This window comes from Acidisoma sp. C75 (genome assembly GCF_054665095.1).
In genome coordinates this window covers 25,904-43,689 of sequence record NZ_BAAFHD010000004.1, presented here as the reverse complement: position 1 = coordinate 43,689, position 17,786 = coordinate 25,904, and the positions used below count along the sequence as shown (strand labels likewise).

At 67.7% G+C, this 17,786-nt stretch carries 14 protein-coding genes; 9 read left to right on the top strand and 5 right to left on the bottom strand.

Annotated elements, in window-relative coordinates; translation table 11 throughout:
- Positions 1-40: 40 nt before the first annotated feature.
- The 3 genes from ACYQ7X_RS06390 to mutS form a co-directional block, all read right to left on the bottom strand.
- On the bottom strand, positions 41-907 hold the full coding sequence (locus tag ACYQ7X_RS06390) for an SMP-30/gluconolactonase/LRE family protein (RefSeq protein ID WP_459696074.1): 867 nt from the start codon (positions 905-907) through the stop codon (positions 41-43).
- A 75-nt stretch (positions 908-982) separates the two neighbouring features.
- Positions 983-3,793 (bottom strand): [protein-PII] uridylyltransferase, encoded by a 2,811-nt coding sequence (locus ACYQ7X_RS06385; RefSeq protein WP_459696398.1) that lies wholly within the window; start codon positions 3,791-3,793, stop codon positions 983-985.
- On the bottom strand, positions 3,787-6,456 hold the full coding sequence (gene mutS / locus ACYQ7X_RS06380; protein WP_459696073.1) for a DNA mismatch repair protein MutS: 2,670 nt from the start codon (positions 6,454-6,456) through the stop codon (positions 3,787-3,789). Before mutS ends, ACYQ7X_RS06385 begins: the two co-directional genes overlap by 7 nt.
- A gap of 522 nt (positions 6,457-6,978) precedes the next feature.
- Between mutS and ACYQ7X_RS06375 the strand changes: the two genes are divergently transcribed.
- The 9 genes from ACYQ7X_RS06375 to ACYQ7X_RS06335 all read left to right on the top strand — a co-directional run bounded on the left by ACYQ7X_RS06375 (position 6,979) and on the right by ACYQ7X_RS06335 (position 15,498).
- Entirely contained in the window at positions 6,979-8,100 is a 1,122-nt protein-coding gene (locus ACYQ7X_RS06375) for a Hint domain-containing protein (protein ID WP_459696072.1), read from the top strand.
- Between the two features lie 97 nt (positions 8,101-8,197).
- Positions 8,198-9,106 (top strand): agmatinase, encoded by a 909-nt coding sequence (gene speB / locus ACYQ7X_RS06370; protein ID WP_459696071.1) that lies wholly within the window; start codon positions 8,198-8,200, stop codon positions 9,104-9,106.
- A gap of 33 nt (positions 9,107-9,139) precedes the next feature.
- The gene (locus ACYQ7X_RS06365; RefSeq protein WP_459696070.1) at positions 9,140-10,162 is read left to right on the top strand and encodes a P1 family peptidase; all 1,023 of its coding nucleotides are present in this window, start codon (positions 9,140-9,142) and stop codon (positions 10,160-10,162) included.
- A gap of 164 nt (positions 10,163-10,326) precedes the next feature.
- Complete coding sequence (locus ACYQ7X_RS06360) at positions 10,327-11,208, top strand: SDR family oxidoreductase (RefSeq protein ID WP_459696069.1); 882 nt, start codon at positions 10,327-10,329, stop codon at positions 11,206-11,208.
- 8 nt (positions 11,209-11,216) lie between these two features.
- Positions 11,217-12,785, top strand: a complete 1,569-nt coding sequence (locus ACYQ7X_RS06355; RefSeq protein WP_459696067.1) for a GMC oxidoreductase — start codon at positions 11,217-11,219, stop codon at positions 12,783-12,785.
- Positions 12,782-13,276 carry a DoxX family membrane protein gene (locus ACYQ7X_RS06350; protein ID WP_459696066.1) on the top strand — a complete coding sequence of 165 codons (495 nt, stop codon included), beginning with the start codon at positions 12,782-12,784 and terminating at the stop codon, positions 13,274-13,276. The genes ACYQ7X_RS06355 and ACYQ7X_RS06350 overlap by 4 nt, the downstream gene beginning before the upstream one ends.
- Entirely contained in the window at positions 13,269-13,709 is a 441-nt protein-coding gene (locus ACYQ7X_RS06345) for a cupin domain-containing protein (protein WP_459696065.1), read from the top strand. The genes ACYQ7X_RS06350 and ACYQ7X_RS06345 overlap by 8 nt, the downstream gene beginning before the upstream one ends.
- Positions 13,694-14,614, top strand: a complete 921-nt coding sequence (locus ACYQ7X_RS06340; protein ID WP_459696064.1) for an SMP-30/gluconolactonase/LRE family protein — start codon at positions 13,694-13,696, stop codon at positions 14,612-14,614. The genes ACYQ7X_RS06345 and ACYQ7X_RS06340 overlap by 16 nt, the downstream gene beginning before the upstream one ends.
- Positions 14,611-15,498 carry a VOC family protein gene (locus ACYQ7X_RS06335; RefSeq protein WP_459696063.1) on the top strand — a complete coding sequence of 296 codons (888 nt, stop codon included), beginning with the start codon at positions 14,611-14,613 and terminating at the stop codon, positions 15,496-15,498. The genes ACYQ7X_RS06340 and ACYQ7X_RS06335 overlap by 4 nt, the downstream gene beginning before the upstream one ends.
- Here ACYQ7X_RS06335 and ACYQ7X_RS06330 read toward each other — a convergent pair.
- A complete protein-coding gene (locus ACYQ7X_RS06330) occupies positions 15,488-16,975 on the bottom strand; it encodes an amidase (RefSeq protein ID WP_459696061.1) in 1,488 nt (495 codons plus the stop codon). The genes ACYQ7X_RS06335 and ACYQ7X_RS06330 overlap by 11 nt on opposite strands.
- A complete protein-coding gene (locus ACYQ7X_RS06325) occupies positions 16,972-17,784 on the bottom strand; it encodes an ABC transporter permease (protein ID WP_459696060.1) in 813 nt (270 codons plus the stop codon). Before ACYQ7X_RS06325 ends, ACYQ7X_RS06330 begins: the two co-directional genes overlap by 4 nt.
- Positions 17,785-17,786: the final 2 nt, after the last annotated feature.

Genomic DNA, 17,786 nt, shown 5'->3' with positions numbered 1-17,786 from the left:
CGCCGCATTGGCGTGAGGACCGCAATGCGCGCCCTGCCCCTCAATCCGCGAAGCGGCCGACCGGAACCCCGCGCAGCCCGGCATCGAGCCGGAACAGCCCGCCCCCCTGCGGGAAGGCCGCCCGCTTCTCAGGCGTCGCCGCGACCGCACTCGTGATATAGAGCGTCTCGCCGACGAAGCAGGGCATCGTCATGTTCGGCACCGGCATGGCGATCTTCTCGACGATCCGGCCATCCGGCGCGAAGCGGTTGATCACCCCGACGCCGGAGCCCGCCGACCAGTAGAAGCCCTCCACATCCATCGCCCCGCCATCCGGGCGCCCCTCCTCGTTCGATACCTCGGCCAAGCGCCGGCGGTTGGTGATGGCGCCGGTCTCGGCATCGAAATCCCAGGCATCGAGCCAGGGCCCGCGCGTATCGCTATGATACATGGTGCGGCCATCGGCGCTCCAGGCGAGGCCGTTGGAGTTCTTGAGCCCGGAGACCTTCACCTCCACCTCGCCCTTCGGGGTGATACGGTAGAGGTTGCCGGTGGCGAGGCCATCCGCCCCTTCATTGATAGTGCCGACCCAGAAGCAGCCATCCGGCCCCACCTTGCCATCATTCAGCCGGTTGGTCTCAGGCTCGGAAATCGCCGTCAGCGGCTCAAGCCGGCTCGACCGCAGATCGAAGAACATGAGCTTCTGCTTCTGGCAGACCAGCAGCCGGCCGGAGCGGCAGAGGCCGAGGCTGCCGAGCACTTCCGGCAATTGCCAGGTCTCGCGCTCGCCGCTCTCCGGCGTGTAGCGATGCAGCCGCCCGTTCGGAATATCGCAGAAGTAAAGCTGGCCGGCCGTCTCGTCCCATACCGGGCTTTCGCCCGTGCCACACCGGCTGTCCCAGACCAGTTCCACCGCGCGCTCGACCATCGGAAGCCTCCCCTGCCGCTTCGCCGCCACCGGCCTTGCCGGCGCGCCGCTCATGCAAGGGATATAGGCAAGACCTCAGGCAGCGTCGACCTTCACCCGGTCTCGCGGGGAGCCGGGGCGATCCTGCTCCGGCACCGAGGGGTCGTTGCGCACCAGCGCCTCCAGAATGGCCTGGCGAAGGTTTTCGAGCTTGCGCTCGTTCTGCACTTTGAGGCCGAAAACATCCTTGATGTAGAACACGTCGATCGCCCGCACCCCGTAGGTGCTGACATGGGCGGAGGCGATCTGCATCCCCTGGTCGGTGATCGCGGCCGTCACGTCATGCAAGAGGCCCGGCCGGTCCCGGCCGTTCACCTCGACCACGGTATGGGTGTTGGAGGCGTGATTGTCGATCACCACGCGCGGCGGCACGTGGATCGCGCGCATGCGCTGGCCGAGCAGCGCCTCGGAGAGGCCCTTGATCTCCTTCTCCATGCGCAGGCTGCCGGACAGCGCCTGCTCGATCAGCACCGAGAGCCGGGCCAAGCGCTGGGGGGAGGCGAAGATGCCGCCATTGGCATCCTGAATCCAGAAGGTATCGAGCGCCATGCCGTTAGTGAGCGTATGGATGCGGGCATCGACGATGGAGGCCCCGGCGATCGCCAGCGCGCCGGCGATGCGGCTGAAGAGGCCGGCATGGTCCGCGGCATAGACCGTCACCTCCGTCACCGCGCGGTTATGCAGCACCTCGTGCTGCACGCTGAGCGGCGCCTGGCGGGAAGCGGCATCGCGGATCATGCGGCCGTGCCGCTCATGCGTCGCCGGATCGAAGCTCAGCCAATAGGCGGGATAGCCGAGGGCGAGGAAGGTCTCGATATCCTCGGCCGTCCAGTCGCTCAAACGCTCCGCCGCCGCTTCCTTGGCGCGGGCGACGCGCACATCCCGCTCGGTGGTGGCGAGGCCGCCGGCCAGCACTTCGGCGACGCGGGTGTAAAGCTCGCGCAGCAGCGTCGCCTTCCAGCCGTTCCATACCTTGGGCGAGACCGCCCGCATATCCGCCACCGTCAGCACCAGCAGCAGCTTGAGGCGCTCGGGGGATTGGACGGTATCGACGAGATCGAGGATGGTCTTGGGATCGTCGATATCCCGCTTGAAGGCGGTCTGGCTCAGCAGCAGGTGATGCAGCACCAGCCAGGAGACCATCTCGGTCTCCTCCGCCGAAAGGCCGAGCAACGGGCAGATGGTGAGCGCGAGTTCCGCGCCGAGCACCGAATGATCCCCGCCCCGGCCCTTGGCGATGTCATGCAGCATGACGGCGGTATAGAGCGCGCGGCGCGATTGCAGGTGATCGACGAGGGAGGAGGCGACGGGCGCGGCCTGGGCAAGCTCGCCCCGCTCCAGCGCGGCGACGACGCGCAGCGCCTCGATCGTATGCTCGTCCACGGTGAAGACGTGGTAGGTGTCGAACTGCATCTGCCCGACGATGCGCGCCCAATCCGGCACGAGGCGGCTCAGGATCCCGGTCTCGTTCATGAGGGACATCCAGCGCGCGCCATCGGAGCGGCCGGTCTCGTGATCCTTGCCGCAGAGCAGATCGAGGAAGATCCCCATCGCCTTCTGATCACGCCGCAGCTGGATCGTCATGCGTTCGTGGCGGATCATCGCGCGGAGCGCGAGCGGATGGACGCGCAGATGCCGATCCCGCGCGAATTGCAGAAGCCGCAGCATCACGATCGGCGTCCTCGCCGGCGCATCGGGGTCGGCGAAGAGCAGTTGCCCATCGGCCAGGTGCAGCCCGGCATCGAGCATGGCGCGATCGGTCGGCGCCACCAGGGCGGGGGAGCCACGGGCCACCCGCACGATCTCGGGCTCCAGCACATGGGTCAGCCGGGCGACATCGCGGGCGGTGAGGAAGTAGTGGCGCATGAAGCGCTCCACCCCATCCTGCACGCCATGGCGGGTATAGCCCATGCGGGCGCCGACGATCGGCTGCAGGTCGAAGGTCAGCCGCTCTTCCGGGCGGCCGGCGACGTAGTGCAGGTGGAAGCGCACGGTCCAGAGGAAATCGAGGGCGCGGCGGAAATGGCGCGCCTCCCGCAGGGTGAGCATGGGGCCGTAGGGGCCATCCTTGGCCAGCAGTTCCTCGATATCCTGAATGTCGAAGACATAGGCCGCGATCCAATGCAGATAGTGCAGATCGCGCAGCGCGCCGCGCCCTTCCTTGACGTTCGGCTCCACCAGGAAGGGGCTGTCGCCATAACGGCGGTGGCGCGCCCCGCGCTCCGCCTGCTTGAGGCGGATGAATTCGCTCGCCCCCACGGCGGCGCATTCGGCCTTGAACCGCTCGCGGAATTCGCGAAAGAGCGGCTCCTCGCCGGCGAGGCACCGGGCATCGAGCAAGGTTGTCCGCACCGTCGCATCCGCTCGCGCTTCCGTCAGGCATTCGGCGATCGAGCGCGTCGCATGGCCGACCTTGAGCCCGAGATCCCAGAGGAAATAGAGCATGAACTCGACGGCGGCGAGCGTCTCCTCGGAGGGGTCCGCCTCGGTGAGGAACAAGAGGTCGATATCGCTGAAGGGGGCGAGGAAGCCGCGGCCGAAGCCGCCCGTCGCCACGATCGCCATGCGGTCCGGCGCGTTCGGCCGCGCGGTGCCGGTGGTATAGGCCATCAGCGCCTGGACCACGCCATCCATATGCGCCGCAAGCGTCGCCGCGGCGGCAAGGCCGGTCATGTCTTCCCGCTCGAAGGAATTCTGCAACTGGTGCTGCAAGCGGGAGAGATGGCGCCGGAAGGCCGCGAGCGCCTGATCGCGCGGGACCGCGCCATCGGACGCCGCCGCGATCTCGGCCAGGGCTTCCGTCAGGGCGAGGCTGGAAGAGTGGGTCTGAGGCGAAAGGGTCACGATGAGTCAGAATCCGCGGCAGAAGCAAAAGAGGCGAGGTCTTTGAGGCGAAACAGGCAGTCCAGTGCCTCGCGGGCGGTCATTCCTTCGGGATCGATATCCGCGAGGGCCTGGCGCAGCGCATCGGGCTCCGCCAGCGGCCCGCTGGCGGCCAGCCCGCCATCATGAGGCGCGTTGGCGGCTGCGAACAAGGGCAATTCAGCAGAGTGGGTCAGAGGACCGGCTTTTTCGAGGCTGGCGAGCAGCGCGCCGGCACGGCGAACCACCGGCGCCGGCACGCCGGCCAGTGCCGCCACATGCACGCCCCAGCTGCGCCCCGCCGACCCTGGTGCGACCTCGTGCAGGAAAATGACGCTGCCCTTCCAATCCTTCACCCGCATCGTCGCGGGCTGAAGATGCGGCATTATGCCGGACAATCGGGCCAATTCATGGAAATGCGTGGCGAAGATCGCACGGCAGCGGATTGTATTATGCAGGGCCTCCAGCACCGCCCAGGCGATGGCGAGGCCATCCAGCGTCGCCGTGCCGCGCCCGATCTCGTCCACCACCACGAGGCTGCGCGGGCCGCCCTGGTGGAGGATCGCCGCCGTCTCCGTCATCTCGACCATGAAGGTCGAACGGCCGCGCGCCAGATCGTCCGACGCGCCGACGCGGGAGAAGAGCCGATCGACGATGCCGATGCGCGCCTCCTCGGCGGGCACCGGCAGCCCGGCCTGGGCGAGAATGACGATGAGCGCGTTCTGCCGCAGGAAGGTCGATTTGCCGGCCATATTGGGGCCGGTCAGCAGCATCAGCCGCTGGCGGGGCGAGAGGTCGCAATCATTCGGCATGAAGGCTTCCCGCCGGCCGGCGAGCGCCGCCTCCACCACCGGATGCCGGCCGGCGCGGATGAGGAAGGCCTCATCCTCCGAGACCTCCGGGCGAGACCAGCCGGGGCTTTCGGCGAGCCGCGCGGCGGCCTGGAGGACATCGACCTGGGCGAGCGCCGCGGCGCAATCCGAAATCGCCCCACGCGCGGCCACGACCTGCGCCACCAGCTCCTCGAAGACCGCCCGCTCCCGCGCGGCGGCACGTTCGGCCGCGGCGGCGATCTTGCGATCGAGTTCGGAGAGTTCGGTCTCGCTGAACCGCGCCCCGGCCGCGAGGCCCTGACGCAGGATCAGCTCCGGATAGGCGCGCAGCTTCTCGGCCGCGGCGGCGGGCACCTCGATGAGATAGCCGAACTGCGCGTGATGCTTGATCTTGAGATTGGGCACGCCGTAGCGCGTGGCATAGGCCGCCTGGAGATCGGCGAGGATCTGGCGCTGCTCGTCCCGCAGGCGCCGTTCGGCATCGAGCGCCGCATCGAAGCCCGGGGCGATAGCCCGCCCATCTTCCAGCCGGGCAGGCGCCGGATCGGCCAGCGCCTGGCCGAGCAGGGCCGCGAGATCGGGCAGCGCGGTGACCTGCCGCCGCGCTTCCCGCAGCAGCCGGGGGGCATGCTCGGGCAGACGCTCCCCGAGGTTTGCGGCGGTTCGCAAGGCGCCGCCGATGGCGGCGAGATCGCGCGGGCTCCCCTGCCCGAGTGCCACGCGAGCCAGGGCGCGGGCGAGATCGGGCACCGCGCGCAGATCCTGGCGCAGCGCCTGGGCACAATCGGCTTCGACGGTGAGGAAGGTCCAGGCATCCTGCCGCGCGAGAATCGCCTCCCGATCGGTCAGCGGCGCATGCAGCCAACCGGCGAGCAGCCGCGCGCCACCCGGCGTCAAGGTCCGCCGGATGGCGGCGAGCAGCGTATGCTCGCCCCGGCCGCCCTGGCGGCTCTCACTGATATCGAGGCTCGCGCGGGTCGCCGCGTCCATGGCGAGCACGCAGCGCTCGCCCTGCGGCTGCGGCCGCGCCAGATGCGGCAGCTTGCCGGCCTGGGTGAGGCGCAGGTAATCGAGCGCGGCGGCGGCGGCCTGCGCTTCGAGATCCGCGAAGGTGCCGAACGCATCAATGCTGGCGACGCCGAAGACCTCGGCCAGGCGTGCCCGCGCATCCTCGGGCTTCGGCCAGCCAGGCGGGCCATCGGCGGCGCGGCGGTCCTCGAAGGGGCCGAGGGCGAGCGCCGCATCGGCCAGAACCTCCGCCGGATCGAGCCGGCCGATGAGGCCCGGCAGCTCGCCCAAGCCGATCTCGGCGGTTTCGAACTGCCCGGTCGAGATATCGAGCCAGGCGGCGCCGATCCGCCCACCACCGCTTAAGGCCCGGCCGCGGGGCGCCGGCTCGGCGCAGAGGCATAATAGAAGATTGGGCTGCGCGGCCTCCAGCAGAGCCTCTTCGGTGAGCGTTCCCGGGGTGACGATCCGGGTGACGGCGCGCTTGAGCGGCCCCTTGCCGGACCGCGCCTTGGGGTCTTCCATCTGCTCGGCGAGAGCGACCCGGAAGCCGCGGCGGATGAGGCGGGCGAGATAGGCATCCCGTGCATGGACCGGAACGCCGCACATCGGGATCGGCTGGCCGTTATGCTCCCCCCGGGCGGTGAGCGCGATATCGAGGGCAGCGGACGCCGCCTCGGCATCGGCGAAAAACAGCTCGTAGAAATCCCCCATGCGAAAAAACAGCAAGGCGTGGGGGTGATCCGCCTTCATGGCGAACCATTGGGCCATGGAGGGCGTGGCCCCAGCGGCACTCGGTATCTGCATCTCGCTCCGTCTGGCCTCGCCGGGCCGAAGCTTGCCCCGGACGGCGGGCGACCGACCCTCGGGCTACTCCGGATTAAGGAAATCACCCCCATCGGACCGAGCCCGAGAAGGCTTTGCCCTTCTAGCCGAAACGCCGCCGCGCAAGCTACTCCGCACGACACAATTACGAATAAATCCTCTTGGCTCTGGCCGGCACAGCGGCCGGCAGGCCAGACCCTGCCGCGCCCACTTGGCGGCGGCGCGCAGAGCGGCTCACAAGGGTTTTCCCCTTAACTCATAGTATTGAACCAAGGCACAAACAGATATCCCGACAACATCTTCTCATAACAAAACTTAGACCTCAGTTTTTTTATGTATCTTTGCCAAATTTCTGCGGGTTCTTTATCTCGAACGAGAAATAAACGATTGCCTAAGCCTAAAGATTATGGACAATGGTTAAGGATTGTTCATGTGATGGCTTTAATTCGTATTTCCAGGGCCGCGCGGCGCGGCCGTGATTTCCCTTAGACTCGGCGGTGAGGCATGTGCGCAAGTTTTTGTAGCGGCACACGAATTTTGACGGCCCGCGGGCGCGTTCGGGTGGAAGCCCTCCGGCTCGGTGATATGGTCGTCACCGTCGCCCACGGGCTCCAGCCGGTGCGCTGGATCGGGCGGCGGATCTACAATTACAGTTTCGTCAGGGCCAATCCGAATGCGCTGCCGGTGCGCATCAAGCGCGGCGCGCTGGACGATAACATGCCCTGCCGCGATCTCTGCCTCTCTCCTCTGCACAAGGTCTTGATCGACGGCGCGCTGATCCCTGCCGGCGCGCTGGTCAATGGCAGCTCCATCGCCTATTGCGAGGATCTCGACCCGATCGAATACTATAATATCGAAACCCCCCAGCATACCGCCGTCCTCGCCGAGGATCTGCCGGCGGAAACCTATGTCGATCGCGGGGACAGGGCCATGTTCATGATGGCCCGCAGCTCCAAGCTCACCACCATTCCGCCGGCCGCCGCCTGGGCCGCTTGCGCGCCGATCGTCGTTTCCGGCCCGGTGGTGGAGCGGATCAAGGCCCGCATCGCGCTGCGCGCCGGGATCATCGAGGCGGATCTGATGGATCGCCCGCAGGATGGGCGGCTGGAAGGCCAGGTCGAGTGGGTGGATCATCGCCAGCTCTGCGGCTGGGCCTGGCTGCCCGACCATCCGACCGAAGCGGTCGTCCTCGAAGTGGTGCGCGAGGGCGAGGTGATCGCGATCTCGATCGCCGACCATTTTCGCGGCGACCTCGCCCGCCTCGGCATCGGCAACGGCTATCACGCCTTCCACATCGAATTGCCGACGCCGCTCGACCCGCTGACGCTGCATCGGCTGACGCTCCGCCGCGCCGCCGATGGCAAGCCCCTCACCGAGACCCCGCTTGAGGTCAAGCCCTTCGCGCCCTCCTCCGCGCTCGTCGGGCTCGATCTCTCGCAACTGCTGGCCAAAGCCGATCTGTCCGAAGCCCGGCAGGTGCTGGTCTGGCTGGAACAGGAAGTCTCCAAGCTGCGGATCTATCTGTCGGACGACAAGCTCTCCGCCACCCATTTCCTGGCCGATGCCCAGGCCGCCCTCGGCACCGGCGGCGAGGCGCGGGGGCTCAAGACCTCAAAACGCGCCTGAGGCCGCCCGCTCCTGTCGTCAAGCCGCGCCGCCTCGGCTATGCAGGGCGGAGCGGGCCGGTAGCGGCGCCGCGTGACGCGAGCGAGCAGGTGTGGCCATGGCCGGCGATGTCCCCCCAACCTTCGCGACCGGCCCGGGCTTTCTCGGGCGGCCGCTCTCCGGCCCCGGGCCGAGCTTCACGGTCGCGGGGATTCCACTCGATATCGGGGTGACGAACCGGGCGGGCGCACGCTCGGGCCCCGGGGCGATCCGCAGCGCAAGCCGCATGCTGGTGGATGGCGACCACCCGCATTTCTGGACGGACATCGGCGCGATGCCGATCGCCGATATGGGTGATTTCGCGATCGCCCTCGGCGATCTGCCGGCAAGCCTCGCCAAGATCGAGGCCCAGGCCGCGCCCATCCCCCATCTTCTGGCCATGGGCGGTGAGCACGGGATTACGCTGCCGCTGCTGCGCGCGCTCCGCAAGCGGGAGGGAAGGCCCCTCGCGCTCCTCCATTTCGACGCCCATGCCGATACCTGGGAGGATAATTTCGGGCAGGTCTATGGCCATGGCTCGGTCTTCTACCACGCGATCAACGAAGGCCTCGTCGATCCGCGACGGATGATCCAGATCGGCATCCGCTCCCCGATCCAGCGCGCGGTCTATGACTGGACGCTGAGCCAGGGCGTCACCGTGCTCTCTGCCCTCGATCTCCATATGGGCGGGATCGAGCCTGCGGTGCGGCGCATCCGCCAGATCCTCGGCGGCGATCATCCCGCCTATCTCAGCTTCGATGTCGATTGCCTGGACCCGGCTTTCGCCCCCGGCACCGGCACGCCGGAAATCGGCGGTCTCGCCACCTGGCAGGTTCAGGCGATCCTGCGCCAGCTCACCCAGATCCCCTTCATCGGCATGGATGTGGTGGAAGTGCTGCCGGCGCATGATGTGAGCGAGATCACCGCGCTCGCCGCCGCCTCGGTCATGTGGGAATATCTCGCCCTGCTCGGCCGGCCGAGCGACTGACGCGCCCTTGCCCGACATCGCCGGAGCCCGCCTATGCGCAATCTGCTGACCGACGTGCCAGGCCTCGCCGTGGGGCATGCGACCGATCTCGCCCTCGGCTCCGGTGTCACCGCCATTCTGTTCGACACCCCGGCCACCGCCTCCGTCAGCATCCTCGGCGGCGCGCCGGGCGGGCGCGAGACGGGCTTGCTGGAACCCGAAATGACGATCGAGCAGGTGGATGCGATCGTGCTCTCGGGCGGCTCCTGCTTCGGCCTCGATGCGGCGGGCGGCGTGCAGGCCTATCTGCGGGCCGCGCGGCGCGGCACGGTCTTCGCCGGGCTGCAGGTGCCGATCGTACCGCAGGCCATCTGTTTCGATCTGCTCAATGGCGGTGACAAGGATTGGGGCTATTACAGCCCCTATCGCGAACTCGGCCAGGCCGCGGCGCTTGCCGCGAGCGACGGCGCCTTCGCCCTCGGCTCGGTCGGCGGCGGCACGGGGGCGACGACGCCGCTGGTCAAGGGCGGCCTCGGCTCCGCGAGCGCGGAGACCCGCACCGGCTACCGGGTGGCGGCGCTGACGATCGCCAACCCGGTCGGCAATCCGCTGATCGGGCAAGGGCCGCATTTCTGGGCGGCGCCATTCGAGCAGGGGCGCGAATTCGGCGGGCTCGGCTGGCCGCCGCCGCCCTGGCCGCCGGACGCGCTCTCCCCCATCCTCAAGGGCATGCCGGCCGCCGGCAGCGCGGAACGGCCCGCGACCGCGACGACCATCGGCCTCATCGCCACCGATGCGCCGCTGACCAAGGCGCAGGCCAAGCGGCTCGCCATCGCCGGGGGTGACGGCCTGCCCCGCGCCCTCCACGGCAGCCATCTCCCCTATGACGGCGATACGCTCTTCGCCGCCGCGACCGGGCAGGGCGCGCCCATCTCGCCGCAGGAGCTGACGTTGCTTTGCCATGCCGCCTCGATGGTGGTCGCCCGTGCGATCGCCCGCGGGGTCTATGAGGCGACCGCCCTGCCCTCCGCCGGCGCGCTGCCCGCCTGGCGGGATCTCTTCGGCAGCGGCGGCTGAGCGAAGGCCGCAGCCCGCCGGAGCTTGAGGAAGCCAATCTTGTAGGCGTCAGCTTGCGCCATATATAGCCAGCGGCGGTGTTGCTGCGGGCGTCCTCACGCACCCATGCGCGGCATGCTGTGACTGCGATCTATCGCCGTCGTCTCAACGGGATTGGAGCCAGCATGACCGATCAATCGAGCGGCGGGAAAGACCCGGCCGCGCCGGCAAAGTTCGACCCCAATCGCGTTCCCCATATTCCCTATAACCCCGTGCTCCAGGGGCAACCGGCGCTCGTCACCGGGGCCAATTCCGGCATCGGGCGCGCAGTGGCGCTGGGCTTTGCGCGAGCCGGCGCCGATGTCGTCGTCAACTACGTGACGAACCCGGAGAGCGCTGAAGAGGTCGCGCACGAAATCCAGGGCATGGGCCGGCGCGCGATCGCGGTGAAAGCCGATGTCAGCCGGGAAGACGAGGTCGAGCAGATGTTCGCCCAAGCCGTGCGCGAATTCGGCACCCTGCATATCGTCGTCAGCAATGCCGGGCTGCAGCGCGACGCGCCCATCGACGAGATGACGCTGGAGCAGTGGGAAGAGGTGATCGGCGTCAATCTCACCGGCCAGTTTCTCTGCACCCGCGCGGCGACGCGCGAATTCAAGAAGCGCGGCGTCGTGCCCTCCGTCTCGCTCGCCGCCGGCAAGATCATCTGCATGAGCTCGGTCCATCAGATCATCCCCTGGGCGGGACACGCGAATTACGCGGCCTCCAAAGGCGGCATCCTGATGCTGATGCGAACGCTTGCCCAGGAACTCGCCCCGCATTTCATTCGCGTCAACGCGATCGGGCCGGGGGCGATCCGCACCCCGATCAACACCAAGGCGTGGAACACGCCCGAGGCCTATGCCGATCTCATGACCCTCATCCCCTATAAGCGGATCGGCGAGCCCGATGATATCGCGCAAGCGGCGGTCTGGCTCGCATCCGACGCCGCGGACTATGTGACGGGCGCGACCCTCTTCGTGGATGGCGGTATGACGCTCTACCCCGGCTTTGCGACGGGCGGCTGATCATCGCCATGGCAACCGATCATTACGATATCATCGTCATCGGCAGCGGCCCCGGCGGTGGTGCCCTGGCGCAGCGCCTGGCGGCGACCGGCAAGCGCATTCTCATCCTCGAGCGCGGGGATTACCTGCCGCGCTCACGCGCCAACTGGGATTCGAAGACGGTCTTTGTGGATGGCGCCTATCAGGTGAAGGATATCTGGTATGGGCGGGACGGTAGCCAGTTCAATCCGGGCCTGCACCGCTTCGTCGGCGGCAATTCCAAAGTCTATGGCGCTGCGCTCTTTCGCCTGAGGGAACGCGATTTCGAGGAGGTTGAGCACAAGGACGGCATCTCTCCCTCCTGGCCGATCCGATACGATGCCTTCGAACCCTATTACACCGAGGCCGAGCGCCTTTTCCATGTGCATGGCAGCCGCGGCGAGGATCCGCTGGAGCCCCCGGCAAGCGCCGCCTATCCGCACCCCGCCGTCTCCCATGAGCCGAAGATTCAGGCGCTGAACGACAGCATGGCGCGGCAAGGGCTGCGCCCCTTCCATCTTCCTTTGGGTATTCTGCTCGACGAGACGAACGGCAAGCCGACGCCGACCAGTATCTGCATCCGCTGCGATGCGTTCGACGGTTTTCCGTGCCTGCTCAATGGCAAGGCGGACGCGCAGGTGATCTGCATCGATCCGACCCTGGCCGCCTACCCCAATGTGACGCTCATGACGAACAGCTATGTCACGAAGCTTGAGACGGACGCTTCCGGGCGCCGTGTTTCAGGCGTGGTGGTGGAGCGGTCCGGCGAGACGATCAGCTATTCGGCGGATATCGTCGTCGCCGCCTGCGGTGCCTTGTCCACCGCGCTGCTGCTGCTGCGCTCGGCGAATGACAAGCATCCCGAGGGACTTGCGAACGGTTCCGGCCAGGTGGGGCGGAATTACATCCGGCACAACATGAGCGTTCTCATGGCGCTTCTGAAAGAGCCCAATCATACCGTCTTTCAGAAGACCCTCGCCTTGAGCGATTACTATTTCAAGTCCGACGACTGGGACTATCCGCTCGGGCTGATCCAGATGTGCGCCACATCGCATGCCGAGCAGGTCAAAGGTGAAGCGCTGCCGACTTGGCTGGAATGGCTGCCGGACATGCCGTTCGACAAGATGGCCGAGCACTCGATGGATTTCTGGCTGCAGAGCGAGGATCTGCCGGATCCGAACAATCGGATCTTCTACGACGGCGAACGTGTGGTGCTGGACGTGACCGAGAACAACATGGAAGCGCATCACCGGCTGAAGAAGAAGCTGGAGCGGATCATGAGCGCGGTCGGCGCGCATCCGATCCTGCTGGAACGCCGGCTCTATCTCGGCAAGAACATCCCCCTCAGCGGCACCGCGCATCAGGCGGGAACGGCACGGTTCGGAACGGACCCGGCGACCTCCGTGCTCGATACCGACTGCAAGGCGCATGAGTTGGACAATCTCTATGTCGCTGATTCTTCCTTCTTCCCGTCGATCGGCGCGGTGAACCCGACGCTCACCATCATCGCCAACGCGCTGCGCGTCGCGGATCGCATCAAAGACCGGATCGGCGCATGATCCTCGCCCATGGCGCCGCCCTCGCCGTGCGGTATCTGCTGGTCGTGCTCTTCTTCCCGTTCAGCGCCCTGGACAAGATCCTGAACTTCGACGGGGCGGTGGGACAGGCGCAGAGCCTGTTCAAGGCGAGGCCGATCGCGGTCGGCCTTATCGCGGTGGGGCTGGCGGTCGAAATCCTGATGCCGATCGGCATTCTGACCGGCATCGCGGATCGGCTGGCAGCCTTCATCATGGCCGGCTATTGCGGGGTGACCGCCATCCTCTTCAAGCAGTTCTGGCAGCCGGGCGATTTCTGGGCCAAAGGCCAAAGCAAAGGCCGTGACCTGTTCTGGGACTTTCTGAAGAACTTCTCCCTCGCCGGCGGGTTTCTGCTGATCACCGTCGGCCTCTCGGGCGCAGGCTGTGCCGCTTTCCTCGCTCATCCTCTTGGTTCCAGCCACCCCTATGCCGCTCCCACCTCCTCGAGCCTTGCCGGAGGCACGCATGGCTGAGAAGCCTCGCATTTCCTATTGGCATTTGTGGCGGGACGAAGCGGGCGTCAGCCACCAGAGTTTGTGTCATCTTTCCGAATGGTCGCTGAAGGGCGTGGGTGGCGCGGCACCGCAGTGGAACGACCCCCAGCCACGTTCCGAGGCGACAGTCGTGTTCACCGTGCAACCTGTCGGCTGGGTCGGCGAATGGCATGAGAACCCCGCGCCGCAATGGATCGTCGTGCTCTCGGGCCGCTGGTGGATCGAGGCGATGGACGGCACGCGCATCGAGCAGGGGCCGGGCGAATTCTCGCTCGGCGAGGATCAGAACTGCGTGCCGGATGCGGAAGGCCGGCGGGGCCATCGCTCCGGCACAATTGGTGACGAGCCGGCAGTTTTGATGACCGTGCAACTTCATGTTCCACCGGTCCCCGCACCATGCCACATCAAATAATCGACTGCATCGAAATTCTCGATCCACGCTTCAAGGCGCTCGTTCTGCCGAATGCAGCCTTGCAGCCGCTTGGCGAAGGTTTCGCCTGGCTGGAAGGGCCGGTGTGGTTCGCCGATCAGGACTGCCTCCTCGTCAGCGATCTCCCGAACAACCGGATCCTGCGATGGACGGAGAGCGGCGGCGTTTCGGTGTTCCGCCAGCCGAGCGGCTTCGCCAACGGCCATACGCGCGACCGCCAGGGACGGTTGATCGGCTGCTCGCACCATGACCGCTGCATCACGCGCACCGAGTTGGACGGCCGCGTGACCGTGCTGGCCGATCGTTATCAAGGGAGGCGGCTCAACTCCCCCAATGATGTGATTTGCAAGTCTGACGGGACCATCTGGTTCACCGACCCGCATTACGGCATCAACACCGATTACGAGGGCGGCAAGCAGGAGCCCGAGCTTCCGCCGCGCGTCTATCGGCTTGATCCGGCAGCCGGAAGCCTCACCGTCGTCTCCGACGAGTTTCTAGGGCCGAACGGCCTCTGCTTCTCGCCCGACGAGCGGCTGCTTTATATCGCCGAGAGCGGCCCGCAATTCGCGACCGACCCGGTGCAGCATATTCGCGTATTCGATGTCAGCGAAGACGGCACAAGCCTGCGCGATGGGCGCGTCTTCCATACCGTGACGCCTGGTTTTGCGGATGGGTTCCGCTGTGACGAGGAGGGGCGGATCTGGAGCAGTGCGGCGGATGGTGTCCATTGCATCGACCCGACGGGCCTGCTCCTCGGCAAAATTCGTACGCCGTCCCTCGTCTCCAACCTGACATTCGGCGGCCGAAACCGGAGCCGGCTCTTCCTCTGCGCCTCGCACGCGCTCTATGCCATCTACGTCAACGTGCGCGGCGCCGCCCGCCCGTGACAGTGCAGATCGGCAAGCTTGCGCGGGTGAGCCTCACTGTCTCGGATCTCGATCGGATGATCCGGTTTTACGAGGAGGCGCTCGGCTTTTCCTGCACCGGGCAAACGACGCTCGCGGCGCAGGAGTTGGCGCGCCTCGGCCTCGGCTGCCGCGCCACGCGGGCCTCGCTGCTGCTGGGGCAGCAGGAGTTGGAGTTGCTCTGCCCCGAAACGCCGGGCCGCCCCTACCCGCCGCAGCGGAAGGCGACGGACGCCTGGTTTCAGCATCTCGCGATCGTGGTGGGCGATATGCCGGCAGCCTATGCCAGGATCAGCGCGGAACCCATCACGCCCATCAGCATCGGCGGCCCGCAGGAGTTGCCGCCATCCTCAGGTGGCGTGACCGCCTTCAAGTTCCGCGACCCGGAAGGCCATCCGCTGGAACTGCTGAACTTCCCGCCCGGGGCGGGCGCCACGCGATGGCAGGACAATCCGCATGCGGGCCTGTTCCTAGGCATCGACCATTCCGCCATCACCGTCGCCGATGTGGCGCGCAGCATCGCCTTCTATGAAGGGCTTGGGCTTCGCGTCAGCGCCCGCAGCCTCAACCACGGCGCGGCGCAGGACCGGCTGGACGGCCTCCCCGGCGTGCGGGCGCAGGTTGTGGCTCTGTGCCCGCCCTTGGCCGGAACGCCGCACGTCGAGCTTTTGGGTTACGAGAGGCCGCCTGTCTCCGCATTGGCGCGCCCCCTGCCGACCGCCGATATCGCCGCGGCACGCTTTGTCTTCAGCGTTTCGGCTGCCGCCGAGCCGCACCCGGCGCCTCGGTCAAGCCTCATCCATGACCCGGACGGCCATGCGATCCTGCTCGACAGTGCCGATCCCGAGGAGCACTCTAGCAGGTGATCGCCTCATATTCCGCGGCGAAGCCGAGGAGCCGCGCCTCGCTCCACAAGGGCCCGACGAAGATAAGGCCGAAGCCGGCGCCCGAGGGATAAAGCCCGGCCGGCACCGTTACCCCCGGCAGGCCCGCGATGTTGATCTCCGAGACGGTGGTTTCCTGAATGATCGCATCCGACATCAAGGGCGGCGGCTCGGCCCGCGTCTGCGGCATCACCATCGCATCGAGGCGGTGCGCTGCCATCACGCCATTGAAGACGCGCAGGTAATCCTCCCGCGCGGCGAGGAAGCCCGAAAGGTCGGGCGGCGTCTCATACGCTGCCAGCAGCCGCTCGAACCCGTCGATCTCCCAGAGGTAGGAGAGCGGCCCGGCGCGGTCGAACGGGTCCGCCCCGGCGACCCCGCGCAAGCTTGCCAGCGAATGCACCGGCTGATCGGGGCCGAAGGCCCGCAGGTAGCGCTCCATATCATAGACGACCGATTCCTCGCCCCGCGCGTCATAGGGGAGCACGGTGAGGAAGCGCGCGAGATCCGCGAAGCCGGAGCCCGCGAAAGGATCTTCCACCAATTCGGCGCCGAGTTCGGCGAGGCCCTCGCAAGCTTGCGCGTAAAGCGCGGCCGATTCGGCGGAAAGCGGCGCATGCCGCCAGCCGGGGCCGTAGAGGCCGAGGCGGCGGCCGGCAAGCGCGCCGGGGCGGATGGCGCCGGCATAGCCGCCGAGCGGGCGCTGGCCGATCGCCGCGACCGTCTTGGGATCAGCCGGGGTGTAGCCGGCCAGCACGTCCAGCGCGAGCGCGGCATCCATCACCGTCGTCGCCACAGGCCCCGCGACATCCCGCGTGCTGCCGGCGAGCGGCATGATGCCGGTATTGGGAACGAGGCCGAAGCTCGGTTTGATGCCGACGAGCCCCTGGGCTGCGGCCGGGTTCTGGATGGAGCCGCCGGTCTCTTCTGCCAGGCCGATGACGGCGTAGCCCGCGGCGACGCCGGTGGCGGAGCCCGCGCTGCTGCCGCCCGGCGCGCGCGCAGGCGCGATGGCGTTGCGGGTGGGGCCGGCCCAGCTGTCGTTCGCGTTGGTGCCGCTCGCGCTCAGCACCGGCACGTTGGTCTTGCCGAGGAGCAGGGCGCCGGCCGCGCGCATGCGCTGAACGACCGGGCAATCCCGCGGCGGGAGGAGATCGACCCCGCCGGCGCGGGCGGAGAGCTTCGCCCAGCCGCCGGTGGTGGGCAGGCCCGCCATATCCATCGTGTCCTTCACCAGCACGGGAATGCCGGCGAGCGGGCCGAGCGGCTCCCCGGCCGCGCGGCGCCGGTCGATCTCCCGCGCATCCTCCAGCAGGCGAGGATTGGCGGTGATGACGGCATTGAGCCAGCCATCTTCCGCGGCGATCCGGGCCAAGGATTGCTCCGCCACGGCTTCGGCCGAAATCTCCCGGCGCGCGAGCGCGGCGGAGAGTGTTTGCACCGTCCAGGGTGCGGTCATGCCCGTTTTCTCCGTGCGGTGCCGAGGGCGTCTCTGAGCCCGTCACCCAGCATATTCAGCCCGAAAACCGCCAGCACTATGGCAAGACCGGGGAAAATAGCCATGGCCGGGTCGGTGTACATGTAGGTCTGCGCATCCTTGAGCATGCGGCCCCAACTGGGCGCCGGCGGCTGCGCGCCGAGGCCGACGAAGGAGAGCGCCGCCTCGGCGAGGATGGCGACCGAGAGCTGAATGGTGATCTGCACCACGAGGACGCCGGCGAGATTGGGCAGGATGTGCCGGCCGGTGATGGCGCCGCGGCCACGGCCGAGGGCCCGGGCGGCGCGCACGAAATCCTGCGTCCAGAGCACCGCCGCCGCCGTCTCCGTCACCCGCGCCAGCACCGGCGCGCTCGCGATGCCGATCGCGATCATCACGGTATCGGCGCCGGGGCCGCGCAGCGCGGTGATCATCACCGCTGTCAGCAGCGCGGGGAAGGCGAAGGCGAGTTCCGCCCCGCGCATCACGAGATCCGCGGCCCAGCCGCCCCGCGCGGCGGCATAGAGCCCGGCCGGCACGCCGAGCAGGGCTGCGAGGCCGACGGCCGCGACCGCCACCAGCACCGCGTTCCGCGCGCCGCCCATGATCATCGAGAGGATATCCCGCCCGAAGGGATCGGTGCCGAAAGGATGCGCGAGGGAGGGGCCGGCGAGGCGATGGAGAATGTCGATCGCGGTCGGCGAATAAGGCGTCCAGACCAGCGACAGCGCGGCGATGGCGAGGATCAGGCCGGTGATGCCGCCCCCGACGGCGATACGGCGGTTGATCATGC